This window comes from Streptomyces sp. NPDC016845 (assembly GCF_044332585.1).
Classification (GTDB): Bacteria; Actinomycetota; Actinomycetes; order Streptomycetales; family Streptomycetaceae; genus Streptomyces.
In genome coordinates, this window is sequence record NZ_JBIRPI010000001.1 from 694,986 (window position 1) to 712,198 (window position 17,213).

The window sequence follows — 17,213 nt, forward strand, 5'->3', positions numbered from 1 at the left end:
CGCATGCGCTTCCGCCACCCCGACGGCTCCACCGTCCACCTCGCGTACTGCACCAACGTCCACCCGGCCGAGACCCTCGACGGCGTCCTCGCCCAACTCCGCGACCACTGCGAACCCGTCCGCAGACGCCTCGGCCGCGACCGCCTCGGCATCGGCCTGTGGCTCGCGAAGAACGCCGCCCGCACCCTGATCACCGACCCGGCGGCCCTGCGCGGCCTGCGCGCGGAACTGGACCGGCGCGGCCTCGAGGTCGTCACCCTCAACGGCTTCCCCTACGAAGGGTTCGGTGCCGAAGAGGTCAAGTACCGCGTCTACAAGCCGGACTGGGCCGACCCCGAGCGCCTCGCCCACACCAGCGACCTGGCCCACCTCCTCGCCACGCTGCTCCCCGCCGACGTCACCGACGGCACCATCTCCACCCTGCCGCTCGCCTGGCGCACCGCCTACGACGCACAGCGCGCCGACACCGCCCGCGCCGCCCTCGTCACGCTCGCCGAGCGCCTCGACGCCCTGGAGGAGCTGACCGGCAGATCGGTCCGCGTGGGCCTGGAGCCCGAACCGGGCTGCACCGTGGAGACCACCGCCGACGCCATCGCCCCGCTGACCGCCGTGGCCCGCCCCGACCGCATCGGCCTGTGCCTCGACACCTGCCACCTCGCCACCTCCTTCGAGGACCCGGACACCGCGCTCGACGGCCTCGCCGCCGCCCGTGTCCCGGTCGTCAAATCGCAGCTCTCCGCCGCCCTCCATGCCGAACACCCCCATCTCCCCGAAGTCCGCGAGGCCCTCGCCGCCTTCGACGAACCCCGCTTCCTGCACCAGACCCGCACCGTCACCGCCGGCGCCATGCAAGGCACCGACGACCTCGGCCCCGCCCTCGATGGAGCCGCCCTGCCGGACACCACCCCGTGGCGCGCCCACTTCCACGTCCCGCTGCACGCGGCCCCCGCCGCCCCGCTCACCTCCACGCTGCCTGTCCTCAAGGCCACGCTGGCCCGCCTCGTCGGCGGAGCGCACCCGCTCACCCAGCACCTGGAGGTGGAGACGTACACCTGGCAGGCGCTGCCGCCCGAACTGCGCCCCCGGGCCCGCACCCAGCTCGCCGACGGCATCGCCGCCGAACTCGCTCTCGCCCGCGACCTCTTGACCGACCTCGGCCTCAAGGAGCTGCCATGACGGACACCAGCCCCACCCCGCTCCTCGTCCTGGACGTCGTCGGCCTCACCCCCCGCCTCCTCGACCACATGCCGCACCTGAAAGCACTCGGTCAGTCCGGCTCCCGCGCCCCGCTCGGCACCGTCCTGCCCGCCGTCACCTGCGCCGCCCAGTCCACGTTCCTGACCGGCACCATGCCCTCCGAACACGGCATCGTCGGCAACGGCTGGTACTTCCGCGAACTCGGCGACGTCCTCCTGTGGCGCCAGCACAACGGGCTCGTCTCCGGCGACAAACTCTGGGACGCCGCCCGCCGCGCGCACCCCGGCTACACCGTCGCCAACATCTGCTGGTGGTACGCCATGGGCGCCGACACCGACATCACCATCACCCCCCGCCCCGTCTACTACGCCGACGGCCGCAAAGAGCCCGACTGCTACACCCGGCCCCCGGCCCTGCACGACGAACTCACCGACAAACTCGGCACGTTCCCCCTCTTCCACTTCTGGGGCCCGGGCGCCGACATCGTCTCCAGCCAGTGGATCATCGACGCCACCCGCCACGTCATGGCCACCCGCCACCCCGACCTCACCCTGTCCTACCTCCCTCACCTCGACTACGACCTGCAGCGCTTCGGCCCCGACGACCCCCGCGCCCACCGCGCCGCCACGGAACTCGACACGGCCCTCGCTCCGCTGCTCGACGACGCGAAGGCCGAGGGACGCACCGTCGTCGCCCTGTCCGAGTACGGCATCACCCGCGCGGACCGTCCCGTCGACATCAACCGCGCCCTGCGCCGCGCCGGCCTCCTCGAGGTGCACACCCAGGACGGCATGGAGTACCTCGACCCGATGGCCTCCCGCGCCTTCGCCGTCGCCGACCACCAGATCGCCCACGTCTACGTACGCCGCCCCGAGGACCTCGACGCCACCCGCGCCGCCCTCGCCGACCTGCCCGGTATCGAGCAACTCCTCGACGACCAGGGCAAGAAGGACCACCACCTCGACCATCCGCGCGCCGGCGAACTCGTCGCGATCGCGGAGCCCGACGCCTGGTTCACGTACTACTACTGGCTCGACGACGCCCGCGCTCCCGACTTCGCGCAGCTCGTCGAGATCCACCGCAAACCCGGCTACGACCCGGTCGAACTCTTCATGGACCCCCTCGACCCCTACGTCAAGGTCAAGGCCGCGACCGCGCTCGCCCGCAAGAAACTCGGCATGCGCTACCGCATGGCGGTCGTACCGCTCGACGCCTCACCTATTCGCGGCAGCCACGGCCGCCTGCCCACGAGCGACGACGAAGGTCCGCTCATCATCAGCTCCACCCCCCACGCGCTTCCCGGCCGTGTCCCGGCCACCCAAGTGAAATCGCTGCTGCTCGATCTGGCCGGTCTGAGCTGAGACAGAGACAGAGACAGTCCTCAGCTCTGCCCAGCCCTGACCAGGACCAGTTACAGAGAGTGAAGCACGCGCCACTGACAACGCGCCAGTGGCTCCCGCCGCTTTCACCCGCACGACAACCGTCGCCGGACGTCGAGACCCGACGACCTCCACCGAACTTCGAGAAGAGAGAGGCACCCGTGACCGATTTCCAGGATACCCCCACCGACGAGGCCCTCAGACAGCGTCTCGGTGTCAACCGCCGCCGTTTCCTCAGCACCTGCACCGCCGTCGCCGCGGGCGCGATCGCCGCGCCCGTGTTCGGCGCCTCGCCCGCCTTCGCCCAGCAGCACTCCGGCGGTGGCCACGGCCACGGGCACGACCACGGCGGTCACGGCCGCGGCAGCGAGCTCGTGCCCGCGAACAAGCGCGGCATCATCCTCTACACCGTCCGCGACGCGACCGGCCGCGACCCGCTCTCCACCGACCTGCCCTCCGGCTTCCGCGAGGTCTTCAAAGAGCTGGCCCGCTACGGGTACAAGCAGGTCGAGTTCGCCGGCTACGGCCAGCACGCCAACGCCCCCGGCGGTGCCAACCTGGAATCCGTCGCGGGCGCCAAGCTGCTGCGCCGCTGGCTCGACGAGTACGGTCTGCGCGCCCAGGGCAACCACGGTTTCATTCCGTCGTCCTGGCCGCTCAGCCAGGCCGACCTCGACACGTTCAAGAAGCACCTGGAGATCGCCAACATCCTCGGCATGGCCCACATGGGCACCGGCGGCGACCCGACCAACAGCTCCTACAAGGCGGACTGGGACGTCGCCGCCGACAAGTGGAACGCGCTCGGCGACATCGCCCGCAAGGCCGGTATCAAGCTCTATACCCACAACCACGACGCGGCTTACGGCTTCCTGCTCGACGGTGGCCCGCTCGACGCCCAGGGCCGCCCGACCCGCAGTTCCGGCATCCGCAAACTGGAGTACTTCCTCAAGGTCACCGACCCGAGGGCGGTCTGGCTGGAGATGGACGTCTTCTGGGCGCACGTCGCCCAGTACAAGTTCCACACCTACACCGCGCACGACGGCTCGCAGCGGGAGAAGGTCTTCGACCCGGCCGGGCTCGTCGTCCGCCACAACAAGCGCTACCCGCTGTTCCACGCCAAGGACGGCACGCGCAACGAGACCAGCGGCGAAGGCTACGACATGGGTGTCTTCGGTGAGGGCGTCATCGACTACCGCACCTTCTTCAGCCGGGTCGGCGAGAAGAACTACCGCAACCCCATGGTCGAGCAGGACAACGCGCCCAGCTCCACGGATCTCGGCCAGTCCCTGAAGTACGCCAAGACCGGTTACGACAACCTGGCGGCCCTGCGCAAGAAGCGCTGACCGCACACGAACTGAGAGGGGCCCGGCTCCACAGCCGGGCCCCTCTCAGTTTCCGCCAGTACTTACTGCGCGGCGGCGCCCCCTTCCCGGCCCGGCTGGCGCAGCAGCAGCGCGACGGCCGCCGCCACCATGGAGACGCCGCCGGCCAGCGCGTACGCCCCGTTGTAGCCCCACGCGGCGACCACCATCGAGCCGAGCCCGCCGCCGAAGAGGCCGCTGACGAGTTTGCCGCTGTAGACGAGCCCGTAGTTGGTGGCGTTGTAGTTCTCGCCGAAGTAGTCCGGCGTCAGCGCCGCGAACATCGGGTAGAAGGCGCCGCCGCCGAAGCCCGACAGGAAGGCGAAGAACAGGAACAGCCATTCGCTGTGGACATCGCCCGCCCAGACCACGCCGAACTGCGCGAGACCGAGGACGACGATGACGAAGACGAGGCTGGGCTTGCGGCCCAGAATGTCCGACAGCCAGCCGACGACCGCGCGTCCGACACCGTTGATGACGGCCATGACGCCCATCGAGGACGCCGCGACCAGCGGGCCGAAACCGACCTCCTTGGCGAAGTCCACCTGGAAGGAGATGCCGAAGATGGACACCCCGGCCGTCAGCACCAGACTCAGCCACATCAGCGGCAGCATCCCGGTTCTTATTGCCTCTTTCGGTGTGAACTGCCGCACCGCGGGTGGATTCTTGGCGAGGCTCCGCCCGCTCTTGCCCGAACCGGTCTTCGCCAGCGGATCGAATTCGGCCGGCCACCAGTTCTTCGGTGGGTCCCGGAAGAAGAAGGCACAGACCAGAACGACGACCAGGACGTAGGCGCCGATCATGTCGAGTACCCGGTGGTAGTTCGACGTGTCGAAGCCGTAGTTGAAGATGAAGATGAAGGGCAGAGACCCGTAGGCGAAACCGCCGTTCACGAATCCGGTCTTGCCGCCCTTGCGTTCGGGGAACCATTTGCCGACCATGTTGATACAGGTCGCGTAGACGAGGCCGGAGCCCAGGCCGCCGACGACACCGAACCCGAGGATCGCCAGCCACACGTTGCTGAAATGGCTGAGCGCGAGAAATCCCAGCAAGCACATGAAGGCGCCGGTCATGGTCGCCCTCTTCGCCGTCAGGATCCCTTTCTCCCGCAGCCAGCCGGCCGGGAAGGCGATACCCGCCTGGAAGAACACCCAGACGCTCAGGATCCAGAAGGTGTTCGACTGCGTCCAGCCGTGGGCGCTGGACAGGGTGTCCTCCGCCGAACCGTACGCGTACTCGGAGACGCTGATGGCCATCATCGCCACCCATGGCAGATACACCATGAGTCTGCGGGAATGACCGAGGATGTCACGGTCCGTCTCGCCGACGCGGTAGACGCGGCCGTTCTCGTCGGTGATCTCTCGGTACCTTGTTCCGGGGGCCGATGCAGTATTGCCTGCGGCGATGGGCTCCGCCGTCATATCAAGCCATCTCCTCACCGAGCGGTTGCGGATTGGGTCGGATCTCACGGGGTTTGCGCCTGCCGGGCGGGGACAGGAAGAGCGCGACGAAACCGGCGAAGAACGAGATGCAGCCCGCCAGGACGAAGGCGCCGGAATGCCCCCACGCGCTGACGATGAGGGCGCCCAGGCCCGCGCCGAGTCCGGAGACGAGCTTGGAGCTGTAGACCATCCCGTAGTTGGTCGCGTTGTTGTTCTCGCCGAAATAGTCGGCGGTCAGCGCCGCGAACATCGGGAAGATGGCGCCGCCGCCGAAGCCCGACACCGCCGAGAACACCAGGAAGAACGGGAGGTTCTTGGCCTCGGCCGAGAAGAGGATGCCGAACTGGGCCGCGCCCAGGATGGCGCAGACGGCGAGGAGGCACTGTTTGCGGCCGTAGCGGTCGGAGAGCCAGCCGATGACACCGCGCCCGGTGCCGTTGACGATCGCCTTGAGCGACATCGCCGTGGCGACGATCCCGCCCGCGAAGCCCGCCTCCTCACCGATGTCGACCTGGAAGGCGATGCCGAAGATGTTCACGCCGGAGGTGCACGCCAGACAGAACCACATCAGCGCCACCCGGCCGGTCCGCCACGCCTCCATGGGGGTGTACTGCTTGACGGCCGGCGGGTTCTTCTCGAGGGACCTACGCGCGCGTGGGTCGCTCGGCGGGTTCAGCGGGTCGATGTGCGCGGGCCACCAGTTCTTCGGCGGGTCCTTGAAGAAGTAACCGGCGCACGCCACCATCGCGGCGAGCAGCACGCCCACCGAGAGCAGCACCCAGCGGAAGTTGGTCAGGTCCATGTAGCCGGTGAACAGGAAGACGAACGGCACCGACCCGTAGGCGAAACCGCCGTTCACGAAGCCGGTCTTGCCGCCCCTGCGCTCCGGATACCACTTGCCCACCATGTTGACGCAGGTGGCGTACACCATGCCCGCGCCCATGCCGCTGAGGACGCTGAAGCCGATGTAGGCGACGACGACGTGCGGTGCCAGAGCCAGCGACAGATACCCCATGAAGGTGCCCGAAGCGCCGATCATCATCGCCCAGCGGGCCGGCAGCCGGCCGCTCTCGCGGAGCCTGCCCGCGGGGAAGGCGACGGCTGCCTGGAAGAACACCCAGACGGTCATCATCCAGAAGATGTGCAGGCTGTTCCAGTTGTGCGCGGTGTGCAGCGTGTCCTCGGCGGACGCGAACGCGTACTCGGCGGAGGAGATCCCCATCATGCCCACCCAGGGCAGGATCACCATCCACTTGCGCCTGCGCCCCATGATGTCGATGTCGCTCTCGCCAACGCGGTACACCCGGCCGTTGACGTCCGCCACCTCCCGGTAGGGAACGGCGGCGGGCAGCTCGGTGGTCGTCATGACGGTCGCACCCCTTGCGTCGAAAGACTTGGCCAGCGCCCCCTGTCCAAATTGCTTGCGTGTGCGCGCGGGACCTGGGTCCGGCCGACGCGCACCGCCGGCCGGACCCGCCGGAGGTCACCTCATCGACCACCCCCCAGCAGACCGGCCGCGCGCGCCCACCGGTACTTGGCGCCCAGGACCGCCACCGGCTTCTCGGTCGTGTACGGGTACGCGACCACCCCGCGCTCGAACAGGTACTGGCACGCCTCCTCGACCTCGACGTCCCCGGCCAGCGACGCGACGACCGGCTTCTCGATGCCGCGCTCCTGGAACTCCCGCACCACGCGGGCCGTTACCTCTGCGAAGACCATGGGAGGGGTGACGATGGTGTGCCAGTAGCCGAGCACGAGCGCGTGGATGCGCGGGTCCTCGAGACCGAGGCGGATCGTCGCCTCGTACGTCGACGGCGGCTCGCCCCCCGTGATGTCGACGGGGTTGCCCGCGGCCCCGAACGGCGGGATGAACCGCCGGAAGGCCGCGTCCAGGTCGGCCGGGATCTCCATGAGGTGCAGCCCGTTGTCCGTGACCGCGTCGGAGAGCAGCACCCCGGAGCCGCCCGCGCCGGTGATGATCACGACGTTGTCGCCCTGCGGGGCGGGCAGCACGGGAAGCGCCCGCGCGTACTCCAGCATGTCGTTCAGGCCCGGGGCCCTGATGACCCCGGCCTGCCGCAGGATGTCGTCGTAGACGGCGTCGTCGCCCGCGAGCGCGCCCGTGTGCGATCCGGCGGCCCGCGCGCCCGCGGCCGTCCGCCCCGCCTTCAGGACGACGACCGGCTTCTTCGGCACGGTCGCGCGCGCCGCCTCCACGAAGGCCCGCCCGTCCTTGAGGTCCTCCAGGTGCATGGCGATGCACTGGGTGTGGGGGTCCTCGCCGAACCAGGTCAGCAGGTCGTCCTCGTCCAGGTCCGATTTGTTGCCGAGCCCCACGATCGCCGAGACGCCTGTCCCGGTGGTGCGCGCGAAGCCCAGGATGGCCATGCCGATGCCGCCCGACTGCGAGGTGAGAGCCACGCCGCCCTTCACGTCGTAGGGCGTGCAGAACGTGGCGCACAGGTTGTGCCACGTCGCGTAGTAGCCGTAGATGTTCGGTCCGAGGAGCCGTACCCCGTGGCGCTCGCCGATGGCCACGATCTCGTCCTGCAGCGCCTGTTCACCGGTCTCGGCGAAGCCGGACGGGATGAGTACCGCGTTCGGGATGCCTTTGCGCCCCACCTCCTCCAGAGCCGCGGCGACGAACTTGGCGGGGATCGCGAAGACCGCCACGTCCACGTCGCCGGGCGCGTCGGTGACGCTCTGGTACGCCTTGCGGCCCAGGATGTCGTCGGCCTTGGGGTTCACCGGGTGGATCTCCCCGGAGAAGCCGCCGTCGATGAGGTTGCGCATCACGGAGTTGCCGATCTTGCCCGCCTCGTTGGAGGCGCCGATCACGGCGACCGAGCTCGGCTGCATGAGCCGCCGCATGGTCGTGAGGATCTCCTCGCGCGTGTACGTGCGTCGCGGCTTCGGCGCCCCTTCGGCGAGGATGACCCGGATGTCGGCGGCGACCGCGCCCTCGGGCGTGGCGATCACCGGGTTGAGGTCGACCTCCGCGATCTCGGGGAAGTCCGTGACCAGCTGCGACACCCGGCGGATCTGCTCGGCAAGCGCCCACCGGTCGACCCCACGCGCGCCCCGTACCCCGCGCAGCACCTCGGCCGCCCCGATGGAGTCGAGCATGCCGGCCGCCTCGTCGGCGTCGACCGGGGCGAGCCGGAAGGTGACGTCCTTCAGGACCTCCACCAGCACACCACCGAGCCCGAAGGCGACGATCTTGCCGAACGTCGGATCGGTGACCGCCCCGACGATGACCTCTCGCGTCTCCGCGCCCGTCGGCAGCAGCTCCTGCACCTGTACGCCTTCGATGCGCGCGTCGGGCGCGTACGCGCGCGCGTTGTCGATGATCCGGTGGAAGGCCGCGCGGACACCGGCCGCGCCCTCCACACCGACGACGACGCCGCCCGCGTCGGTCTTGTGCAGGATGTCGGGGGAGACGATCTTCAGGACGACGGGCTTGCCGAAGCGCGCCGCGGCGGCCACCGCCTCGTCGACGTCGGTGGCCAGCGCCTCGCCGGGGACGGCGATCCCGTACGCGTCGGCGATCACCTTGCCCTCCGGCGCGGTGAGCGCCGTGCGTCCCTCTCCCCGTACGGCGTCGAGCAGCGCGCGTACCGTCGGCTTCCGGTCCTCGGCCGGCAATCAGATCACCCCGTCCGACTTGAGCAGGTGCAGTTCCTCGTCGCCGAGCCCGAGTTCACCGACGTAGACCTCTTCGTTGTGCTCGCCGAGGAGCGGGGAGCCGGTCACGTCGACCGGGGAGTCGGAGAGTTTGAGCGGGGAGCCGACTGTGGTGAAGGAGCCCCGCCGGGGGTGCGCCACCTCGACGACCATCTCGTTCGCGACGAGCGAGGCGTCCTCGATGATCTCCTTGGTGGAGAGGATCGGGCCGCACGGGATGTTGTGCGCGTTGAGCTTCTCCAGGACCTCCCACTTGGCCAGAGTCGAGGACCACTCCTCGATCAGCTGGAACATCTTGTTGAGCTGGGGGAGGCGCGCCTCCGGAGTCGCCCACTCGGGGTCGGTGGCCAGTTCGGGCCGACCGATCAGCTCGGTCAGCGGCTGCCAGCCCACCGGCTGCACGATCACGTACACGTAGTCGTTGGGTCCGCCCGGCGCGCACTTCACGGCCCATCCGGGCTGTCCGCCGCCGGAGGCGTTGCCGGAGCGCGGCACCTCGTCGCCGAAGTCCTCGTTCGGGTACTCGGCGAGCGGGCCGTGCGCCAGGCGCTGCTGGTCGCGGAGTTTGACGCGGCACAGGTTGAGCACGGCGTGCTGCATGGCCACGTTCACGCGCTGCCCGCGCCCGGTGCGCTCGCGCTGCAGCAGGGCGGCGAGGATGCCGGCCACCGCGTGGACGCCGGTCCCGGAGTCGCCGATCTGGGCGCCCGTGGCGAGCGGCGGCCCGTCCTCGAAGCCGGTGGTCGCCATGGAGCCGCCCATCGCCTGGGCGACGACCTCGTACGCCTTGAAGTTGGTGTACGGGCCCTCGCCGAAGCCCTTGATGGACGCGTACACGATCCGCGGATTGATCTCCTGGATGCGCTCCCAGGTGAAGCCCATGCGGTCCACGGCGCCGGGTCCGAAGTTCTCGACCATGACGTCGGAGCGGCGGATCAGCTCGGTGAGCAGCTCCTTGCCGCGCTCCGTCTTGGTGTTGAGGGTGATGCTCCGCTTGTTGCAGTTGAGCATCGTGAAGTACAGGGAGTCGACGTCCGGGATGTCACGCAGTTGCTTGCGCGTGATGTCGCCGGTCGGGGCCTCCAGCTTGACGACGTCCGCGCCGAGCCATGCGAGGAGCTGGGTGGCGGAGGGCCCCGACTGGACGTGGGTCATGTCGAGGACGCGTATGCCTTCGAGAGCCTTGGTCACGAGGGTCTCACCTCACTTGTACATGGTCTGGTTCATGGTTCCGGGGGCGTACGCGTCCGGATCGATCCACACGTTGATCAGGGACGGTTTGCCGGACTCACGTGCGCGGCGCAGCGCCGGGCCGATGTCGGCGGGGTCGCGGACCTCCTCGCCGTGGCCGCCGAGGATGCGGGCGAACTGGTCGTAGGGGACGTCGCCGAGGGTGTTGCCGACGCGCTCGCGCTCGGCGCCGTACTTCGCCTTCTGGCCGTAGCGGATCTGGTTCATCGAGGAGTTGTTGCCGACGATCCCGACGAAGGGCAGGTCGTAGCGGACGAGCGTCTCGAAGTCCCAGCCGGTCAGGGAGAACGCGCCGTCGCCGAAGAGCGCCACCACCTCCTTGTCGGGCCGCGCCTTCTTGGCGGCCAGGACGAAGGGGATGCCGACGCCGAGCGTGCCGAGCGGCCCCGGGTCCATCCAGTGGCCGGGCGCCTTGGGCTGCACGACCTGTCCGGAGAAGGTGACGATGTCGCCGCCGTCACCGATGTAGAGCGAGTCCTCGGTGAGGAAGTCGTTGATCTCGCTGACGAGCCGGTAGGGGTGGATGGGGGAGGCGTCGGAGCGGAGGCTCGGCAGCCGCTTCTCGATCGCTGTCTGCTCGGCGGCGCGCAGTTCGTCGAGCCACTCCTTGCGCTTGGCGGCGCCTCCGTTGAGCCGCCCAGAGGCGGCCTCCGTGACCGACTTGAGGATGAGTCCCGCGTCGCCGACGATGCCGAGGTCGATGTCGCGGTTCTTGCCGACGGTGCGGTAGTCGAGGTCGATCTGCACGACGGTCGCGTCGGGGGAGAGCCGCTTCCCGTAGCCCATACGGAAGTCGAAGGGCGTGCCGACGATGACGATGAGGTCGGCGTTGGAGAAGGCGTAGCGGCGCGACAGCTGGAAGTGGTGCGGATCGCCGGGCGGCAGGGTGCCGCGCCCCGCACCGTTCATGTAGGCGGGCACGTTCAGGGTGCGTACGAGGTCGATGGCGGCGGCGGTGCCGCGCGTGGTCCACACCTGGCTGCCGAGCAGGATCGCGGGCTTCTCCGCGTGCACGAGCAGGTCGGCGAGTTTCTCGACGGACTCCGGGTCGCCGGCGGACCTGGTGGACGCGCGGTAGTGGCCGGCCCGTGGCACGCGCGCCTTGTCCACCGGAACCTTCGCGTCGAGCACGTCGCGCGGTATCTCCAGGAAGGAGGGCCCCGGCGCCCCGTGGTAGCACTCGCGGAACGCCATGGAGACCATGTCGGCCGCGCGCGCGGTGTCCGGCACCGTCGCGGCGAACTTGGTGATCGGGGCCATCATGTCCACGTGCGGCAGGTCCTGGAGAGACCCCATCTTGTGTTGTGTGTGGGCCCCTTGGCCGCCGATGAGCAGCATCGGTGACTCGGCGCGCAGCGCGTTGGCGACACCGGTGACGGCGTCGGTCGTGCCGGGCCCGGCCGTCACGACGGCGCAGCCGGGTTTGCCGGTCACGCGCGCGTGGCCGTCCGCCGCGTGCGCGGCGACCTGTTCATGGCGTACGTCGACGACTTCGATGCCTTCGTCGACGCAGCCGTCGTAGATGTCGATGATGTGGCCGCCGCACAGGGTGTAGATGACCTCCACCCCCTCGGCCTTGAGCGCCTTGGCGACCAGATGCCCGCCGGAGATCTGTTCCTGGCCGTTGTCCTTGTCCGCATCGGACTGGGGCATGACGAAGTCCCGTCCCTTCCTCAGGGGCTCTCACGCAACTGGTTCGTACATTGCATACAGTCGACGAATACTGTATGAACCTTGTTATCCCGCATCCGATGAACGGTGTCCAGGGGGCGTGCGGCACTTTCGAGTCAGGAGCCGGAATGGACCTGTACGAGCATCAGGCGAGGCAACTCTTCGCAGAACACGGCGTGTTGGTACCGCCCGCGGAAGTCACCGACTCCGCCGAGGAGGCGCGGCGTATCGCGCGCCGCCTCGGCGGCCCCGTCGTCGTCAAGGCGCAGGTGAAGACGGGCGGCCGCGGCAAGGCGGGCGGCGTCGGGCTCGCCACCGACCCGGCCGCCGCCGAGGACGCGGCGCGCCGGATCCTCGGCATGGACATCAAAGGCCACATGGTGCGCACGGTGATGCTCGCCCAACCCGTCGAAATCGAAGCCGAGTTCTACGTCTCCTACGTCCTCGACCGCGCGGCCGGCACCTTCCTCGCCATCGCCTCCGCCGAGGGCGGCATGGAGATCGAGGAGGTCGCCGCGGCCCGGCCCGAAGCGGTCGCGCGCATCCCCGTGGACCCGGCCGAGGGCGTCACCACGGCGGTGGCCGCCCGTATCACCGAGGCGGCCGGACTGCCCGCGCAGTGCGTCGACGCTCTGGTCCGCCTCTGGGCCGTCCTTGTCCGGGAGGACGCCGTCCTCGTCGAGGTGAACCCCCTCGTCCGCACCGCGCAAGGGCAGATCCTCGCCCTCGACGGCAAGGTCACCCTCGACGACAACGCCCGCTTCCGGCAGACGCGTTGGGCCACCCGGGAGGCGACGCACGACGATCCGCTGGAGGCCGAAGCGGCGGCGAAGGGGCTCACCTACGTGAAGCTGGACGGCGAGGTCGGGGTCATCGGCAACGGCGCGGGGCTCGTCATGTCGACCCTCGACGTCGTCGCCGACTGCGGAGCCCGTCCCGCCGACTTCCTCGACATCGGCGGCGGCGCCTCCGCCCGCACCATGGCCGACGGGCTGAACGTCGTCCTCGCCGACCCCGGCGTGAGGTCCGTACTCGTCAACGTCTTCGGCGGCATCACGGCCTGCGACGCCGTCGCCGACGGCATCGTGCGCGCCCTCGACAGCGTCCGGCCGACCAAGCCGATCGTCGTCCGCCTCGACGGCAACAACGCCGCCCGGGGCCGCGCCCTCCTCGACGAGCGGGCCCATCCGTTGGTCCGGCAGGCCGCCACGATGGACGACGCCGCACACCAGGCCGCACGCCTCGCCCTCACCGCCGACGCGAACGCCAGTTAGGGGACCGGGACATGGCCGTCTACCTCACCAAGGAGAGCAAGGTCCTCGTCCAGGGCATGACCGGCGCCGAGGGCATGAAGCACACCCGCCGCATGATCGACGCGGGCACGGACGTGGTCGGCGGCGTCAACCCCCGCAAGGCGGGCCGCAGCGTCGACTTCGACGACCGCGCCGTCCCCGTCTTCGGCACCGTGCACGACGCCGTCGCGGCGACGGGCGCCGACACCACCGTCGTCTTCGTCCCGCCCGCCTTCGCCAAGGCCGCCGTCATCGAGGCCGCCGACGCGCGCGTGCCGCTCGCCGTCGTCATCACGGAAGGCATCCCGGTCCACGACGCGGTCGCCTTCCACGCCCACGCCCGCCGTACGGGGACACGGGTCATCGGCCCCAACTGCCCTGGTCTGATCACGCCGGGCCACTCCAGCGCGGGCATCATCCCCGCCGACATCACCAAGCCGGGCCGCGTCGGACTCGTCTCCAGATCCGGCACGCTCACCTACCAACTCATGCACGAACTGCGCGACATCGGCTTCTCCACCTGCGTCGGCATCGGCGGCGACCCCGTCATCGGCACCACCCACATCGACTGCCTCGCCGCCTTCGAGGCCGACCCGGACACCGACCTCGTCGTCCTCATCGGGGAGATCGGCGGCGACGCCGAGGAGCGGGCCGCCGCGTACATCCACGACCACGTCACCAAACCGGTCGTCGCCTACGTCGCCGGGTTCACCGCGCCCGAGGGCCGCACGATGGGCCACGCGGGCGCCATCGTCTCCGGTTCGTCCGGCACGGCGCAGGCGAAGAAGGAGGCGTTGGAGACCGTCGGCGTACGCGTCGGGTCCACCCCGACCATGACGGCGCGGCTCGTGCTGGAACGGCTCGCTCAAGACAGCGGCAAGTAGAGCGGCAGCAGTAGGTACAGCGGCAGCAGTAAGTACAGCGGCGCCCACAGCAGCACACACGGACGTCCCTAACCCGCACCCCGCACCCCGCACCCCGCACCCGGCACCCGGCACCCGCCACCCGGCACCCGGCACCCCGCACCCGCCCCGATCGTGCACCGTGAGCGGAGACCCCACCATGGCACCCACCCTCAAGGCCCGCACCTCCTGGGACGACGCCTGGCAGCGCTGCCTCACCGTCGCCCCCGAGGCCTTCCGCGACGACCGCGTCCTCAACCTCTGGAACGCGGGCTGGCACGCCGACGGCCACCCGTTGCCCGCCACCACCCCGGTCGACGGCCGCCCCGTCGCCGGTCCGCCGCGTCTCGACGCGGCCGGCGCCCACCAAGCCGTACGCGCCTCACTCGACCAGCACCGTGCCTGGCGCCACATCCCTCTCGCCGAGCGGCGGGCCCGGGTCGCCGCCACCCTCGACGCCCTCGCCCACCACCGCGACCTGCTCGCGCTGCTGCTCGTCTGGGAGATCGGCAAGCCGTGGCGGCTCGCCCTGGCCGACGTGGACCGGGCCATCGACGGCGTGCGCTGGTACGTCGACGGCGTCGACACCATGCTCGGCGACCGCACCCCCCTGACCGGCCCGGTCTCCAACATCGCCAGCTGGAACTATCCGATGAGCGTGCTCGTTCACACATTGCTGGTCCAAGCACTGGCAGGGAACGCGGTCATCGCCAAGGCCCCGACCGACGGCGGCGTCTCCTGCCTCACCCTGGCCTGCGCCCTCGCCGCCCGCGAAGGCGTCCCGGTCACGCTCGTCAGCGGCAGCGGCGGGCAGCTCTCCCAGGCGCTCGTACGGGCGCCCGAGATCGGCTGCGTCTCCTTCGTCGGCGGCCGCGACACCGGCGCCCACGTCGCCACGGACGTTGCCGACCTCGGCAAACGCCACATCCTCGAACAGGAGGGACTCAACACCTGGGGCATCTGGAACTTCACCGACTGGCCGAAGCTGGCCGCGACGATCCCCAAGCTCTTCGACTACGGGAAGCAGCGCTGCACCGCCTACCCGCGCTTCGTCGTGCAGCGCGACGCCTTCGACGCGTTCCTCGCCGCGTACCTGCCCGCCGTACGCACCCTGCGCGTCGGCCATCCGCTGGCCGTGTCCGACCCGGCGGACCCGTACCCGGAGCTGGACTTCGGCCCGCTCATCAACGCGGCCAAGGCGAAGGAGCTGACCGACCAGGTCGCCGAGGCCGTTGATCGCGGCGCCGTGCCCGTGTACCGCGCCGCCCCCGACCCGGGCCGCTTCCTGCCCGGCCAGGACACGAGCGCGTACGTCCACCCTGTCACCCTGCTCGCCCCGCCCCCGTCGTCCCCGCTGCACCACGCCGAACCCTTCGGCCCGGTCGACACGATCGTCCTGGTCGACACCGAGGCGGAGCTGCTCGCCGCGATGAACGCCTCGAACGGCGCGCTGGTGGCGACCCTCTCCACCGACGACGAGGCCACGTACGCGCGGCTCGCCCCGCAGATCCGCGCCTTCAAGGTCGGCCACGGCACGGCTCGCTCGCGCGGGGACCGGGACGAGTTGTTCGGCGGGTTCGGGGCGTCCTGGCGTGGCGCGTTCGTCGGCGGCGAGCTGCTGATCCGCGCCGTCACGCAAGGCCCGGCGGGGGAGCGGCTGCCGGGGAACTTTCCCGAGTACCACCTGATGCCGGCCTGAACCCCGGTGCGCGGCGGGGCCGCCCCCGTGACGGCCCCGTCACTCCTCGTGCAGAAGCACGTGTAGAAGTAAACCCGCAGGTCACGCGGGACGGATACGCAGGTGAAAGGCGCTCCGAAACCTTGGTATTGTTGTCCATGTCGCCGCGGGAAACGCCCCGCGAACGGCAGACACCTTGTCCGGGTGGCGGAATGGCAGACGCGCTAGCTTGAGGTGCTAGTGCCCTTTATCGGGCGTGGGGGTTCAAGTCCCCCCTCGGACACCATCGCAGCATAGAAATCCCCAGGTCGCATCGTTGACCTGGGGATTTCCGCATGGGCAGGGTCATCAACGGCCGTCGGTGCGCGGCTTGCGCAGGCGCAGATGGAGGACGGTGCCGCCGAGCAGGGCGACCGCGCTGGTGGCCGCGAGCGTGCCGGCCTTGTTGAGGGTGGACGCGGCGTTCTGCTCAGCGGTGTCGGCTGCCGGCGCCGCCACCGCCTGATGCGCCGCGTGGCCGGTGTGCGCCGCATGGTCCGCGTGTGCCGCAGCCGGGACCGCCGCGCTGATCGAGCGCGCGGCGCTGGACAACCCGGTGACCTCGCCGTTGCCCCCGTCGAAGACCAGGTCCGAGCACGAGAAGAAGTTCTCCTGGCTGTCGGAGCGGACCCACTGGACGAACATCATGTGGCGGCCGGTGCGCTGCGGCAGCTGGAGGTTCCAGTAGTAGTGGCCCGCTTCCGTACCCGGGCCGCCGTTGTTCGGCGGGTTGGTGATGGTCTGCAACTGCTCCAGGTCCGCCCAGCGCAGGGGCTGTGTCGCATCGAAGCCCTGCTTGGTGACGTAGACCCTGAACGAGCCCGGGTGGTGCGCCCAGTTGCTGTACTTCAGCTGGATATTGGCGCCCGCCGTCAGGTGGGTGACCGGCCAGTCGGTGCGGGCCGCGTTGTACGGGGAGAAGCTGTACGGGCTGCGGTCGCCCGCGCTGCACAGTTTGCCGTCGGCGACGTAGCCCTGGCCGCGGCCGCCCGCGTTCGAGTCGAGCACCGCGAACCAGTTGTAGAGCGGGGTGGTGCCGGCCGACTGCACCGCCGCCTTGCAGGCGGGGTTGGCCGGCATCTGGGTCGAGGAATGGGCGAGCAGATCCTTGTAGCAGAGGTACGTACGGGATCCGGGCGTCAGGGCCACGCCGTGCGCGGAGGCGGAGCCCGGGAACGCGAGCACCGCCGCCGCGGCCGTACCCAGGGCGCCGGCCAGAGCGGCGGCTCTGGCGGAGCGGCGAGCCGAGCGGCGAGCCGAGCGGCGGGCTGAGCGAGGAACAGTCATGGAACGTCTCCTTCGGTGGGGGCGGGAGTT

At 70.1% G+C, this 17,213-nt stretch carries 12 protein-coding genes and 1 tRNA gene; 7 read left to right on the plus strand and 6 right to left on the minus strand.

The window, feature by feature from the left end; genetic code table 11:
- The first annotated feature begins 3 nt into the window (after positions 1 to 3).
- The 3 genes from eboE (at position 4) to ACH4RC_RS02940 (ending at position 3,919) form a co-directional block, all read left to right on the plus strand.
- A complete protein-coding gene (eboE, locus tag ACH4RC_RS02930) occupies positions 4 to 1,176 on the plus strand; it encodes a metabolite traffic protein EboE (RefSeq protein ID WP_398194296.1) in 1,173 nt (390 codons plus the stop codon).
- Entirely contained in the window at positions 1,173 to 2,558 is a 1,386-nt protein-coding gene (locus tag ACH4RC_RS02935) for a nucleotide pyrophosphatase/phosphodiesterase family protein (protein WP_398194299.1), read from the plus strand. Before eboE ends, ACH4RC_RS02935 begins: the two co-directional genes overlap by 4 nt.
- 179 nt (positions 2,559 to 2,737) lie before the next feature.
- Entirely contained in the window at positions 2,738 to 3,919 is a 1,182-nt protein-coding gene (locus tag ACH4RC_RS02940; RefSeq protein ID WP_398194302.1) for a sugar phosphate isomerase/epimerase family protein, read from the plus strand.
- 62 nt (positions 3,920 to 3,981) lie between these two features.
- On the opposite strand, the gene ACH4RC_RS02945 is transcribed toward ACH4RC_RS02940, so the two are convergent.
- The 5 genes from ACH4RC_RS02945 to ACH4RC_RS02965 all read right to left on the minus strand — a co-directional run bounded on the left by ACH4RC_RS02945 (position 3,982) and on the right by ACH4RC_RS02965 (position 11,967).
- Positions 3,982 to 5,358, minus strand: coding sequence for an OFA family MFS transporter (locus ACH4RC_RS02945; protein WP_398194304.1), 1,377 nt, complete (start codon positions 5,356 to 5,358; stop codon positions 3,982 to 3,984).
- Position 5,359: 1 nt separating this feature from the next.
- Positions 5,360 to 6,745, minus strand: a complete 1,386-nt coding sequence (locus ACH4RC_RS02950) for an OFA family MFS transporter (RefSeq protein ID WP_398194307.1) — start codon at positions 6,743 to 6,745, stop codon at positions 5,360 to 5,362.
- 122 nt (positions 6,746 to 6,867) lie between these two features.
- Positions 6,868 to 9,024, minus strand: coding sequence for an acetate--CoA ligase family protein (locus tag ACH4RC_RS02955; protein ID WP_398194310.1), 2,157 nt, complete (start codon positions 9,022 to 9,024; stop codon positions 6,868 to 6,870).
- A complete protein-coding gene (gene frc, locus ACH4RC_RS02960; RefSeq protein ID WP_398194313.1) occupies positions 9,025 to 10,254 on the minus strand; it encodes a formyl-CoA transferase in 1,230 nt (409 codons plus the stop codon).
- Positions 10,255 to 10,266: 12 nt separating this feature from the next.
- Positions 10,267 to 11,967: a thiamine pyrophosphate-binding protein gene (locus tag ACH4RC_RS02965; RefSeq protein WP_398194315.1), complete on the minus strand. Its 1,701-nt coding sequence runs from the start codon at positions 11,965 to 11,967 to the stop codon at positions 10,267 to 10,269.
- A 146-nt stretch (positions 11,968 to 12,113) separates the two neighbouring features.
- Between ACH4RC_RS02965 and sucC the strand changes: the two genes are divergently transcribed.
- The 4 genes from sucC (at position 12,114) to ACH4RC_RS02985 (ending at position 16,143) form a co-directional block, all read left to right on the plus strand.
- The gene (sucC, locus tag ACH4RC_RS02970) at positions 12,114 to 13,259 is read left to right on the plus strand and encodes an ADP-forming succinate--CoA ligase subunit beta (protein WP_398194318.1); all 1,146 of its coding nucleotides are present in this window, start codon (positions 12,114 to 12,116) and stop codon (positions 13,257 to 13,259) included.
- 11 nt (positions 13,260 to 13,270) lie between these two features.
- Positions 13,271 to 14,161: a succinate--CoA ligase subunit alpha gene (gene sucD / locus ACH4RC_RS02975; RefSeq protein WP_398194320.1), complete on the plus strand. Its 891-nt coding sequence runs from the start codon at positions 13,271 to 13,273 to the stop codon at positions 14,159 to 14,161.
- Between the two features lie 178 nt (positions 14,162 to 14,339).
- Positions 14,340 to 15,878, plus strand: a complete 1,539-nt coding sequence (locus ACH4RC_RS02980; RefSeq protein ID WP_398194322.1) for an aldehyde dehydrogenase family protein — start codon at positions 14,340 to 14,342, stop codon at positions 15,876 to 15,878.
- A 177-nt stretch (positions 15,879 to 16,055) separates the two neighbouring features.
- Positions 16,056 to 16,143, plus strand: a tRNA-Leu gene (locus ACH4RC_RS02985).
- A 62-nt stretch (positions 16,144 to 16,205) separates the two neighbouring features.
- Here the strand turns inward: ACH4RC_RS02985 and ACH4RC_RS02990 are convergent.
- The gene (locus ACH4RC_RS02990; protein ID WP_398194324.1) at positions 16,206 to 17,183 is read right to left on the minus strand and encodes a lytic polysaccharide monooxygenase; all 978 of its coding nucleotides are present in this window, start codon (positions 17,181 to 17,183) and stop codon (positions 16,206 to 16,208) included.
- Between the last annotated feature and the right edge of the window lie 30 nt (positions 17,184 to 17,213).

Excerpts from the sequence above, each read along its gene's own strand:
- eboE (WP_398194296.1), top strand. The coding sequence starts at position 4 with ATGCGCTTCCGCCACCCCGACGGCTCCACCGTCCACCTCGCGTACTGC.
- ACH4RC_RS02935 (WP_398194299.1), top strand. The coding sequence starts at position 1,173 with ATGACGGACACCAGCCCCACCCCGCTCCTCGTCCTGGACGTCGTCGGC.
- ACH4RC_RS02945 (WP_398194304.1), bottom strand. The coding sequence starts at position 5,358 with ATGACGGCGGAGCCCATCGCCGCAGGCAATACTGCATCGGCCCCCGGA.
- ACH4RC_RS02950 (WP_398194307.1), bottom strand. The coding sequence starts at position 6,745 with ATGACGACCACCGAGCTGCCCGCCGCCGTTCCCTACCGGGAGGTGGCG.
- ACH4RC_RS02965 (WP_398194315.1), bottom strand. The coding sequence starts at position 11,967 with ATGCCCCAGTCCGATGCGGACAAGGACAACGGCCAGGAACAGATCTCC.
- sucC (WP_398194318.1), top strand. The coding sequence starts at position 12,114 with ATGGACCTGTACGAGCATCAGGCGAGGCAACTCTTCGCAGAACACGGC.
- sucD (WP_398194320.1), top strand. The coding sequence starts at position 13,271 with ATGGCCGTCTACCTCACCAAGGAGAGCAAGGTCCTCGTCCAGGGCATG.
- ACH4RC_RS02980 (WP_398194322.1), top strand. The coding sequence starts at position 14,340 with ATGGCACCCACCCTCAAGGCCCGCACCTCCTGGGACGACGCCTGGCAG.
- ACH4RC_RS02990 (WP_398194324.1), bottom strand. The coding sequence starts at position 17,183 with ATGACTGTTCCTCGCTCAGCCCGCCGCTCGGCTCGCCGCTCGGCTCGC.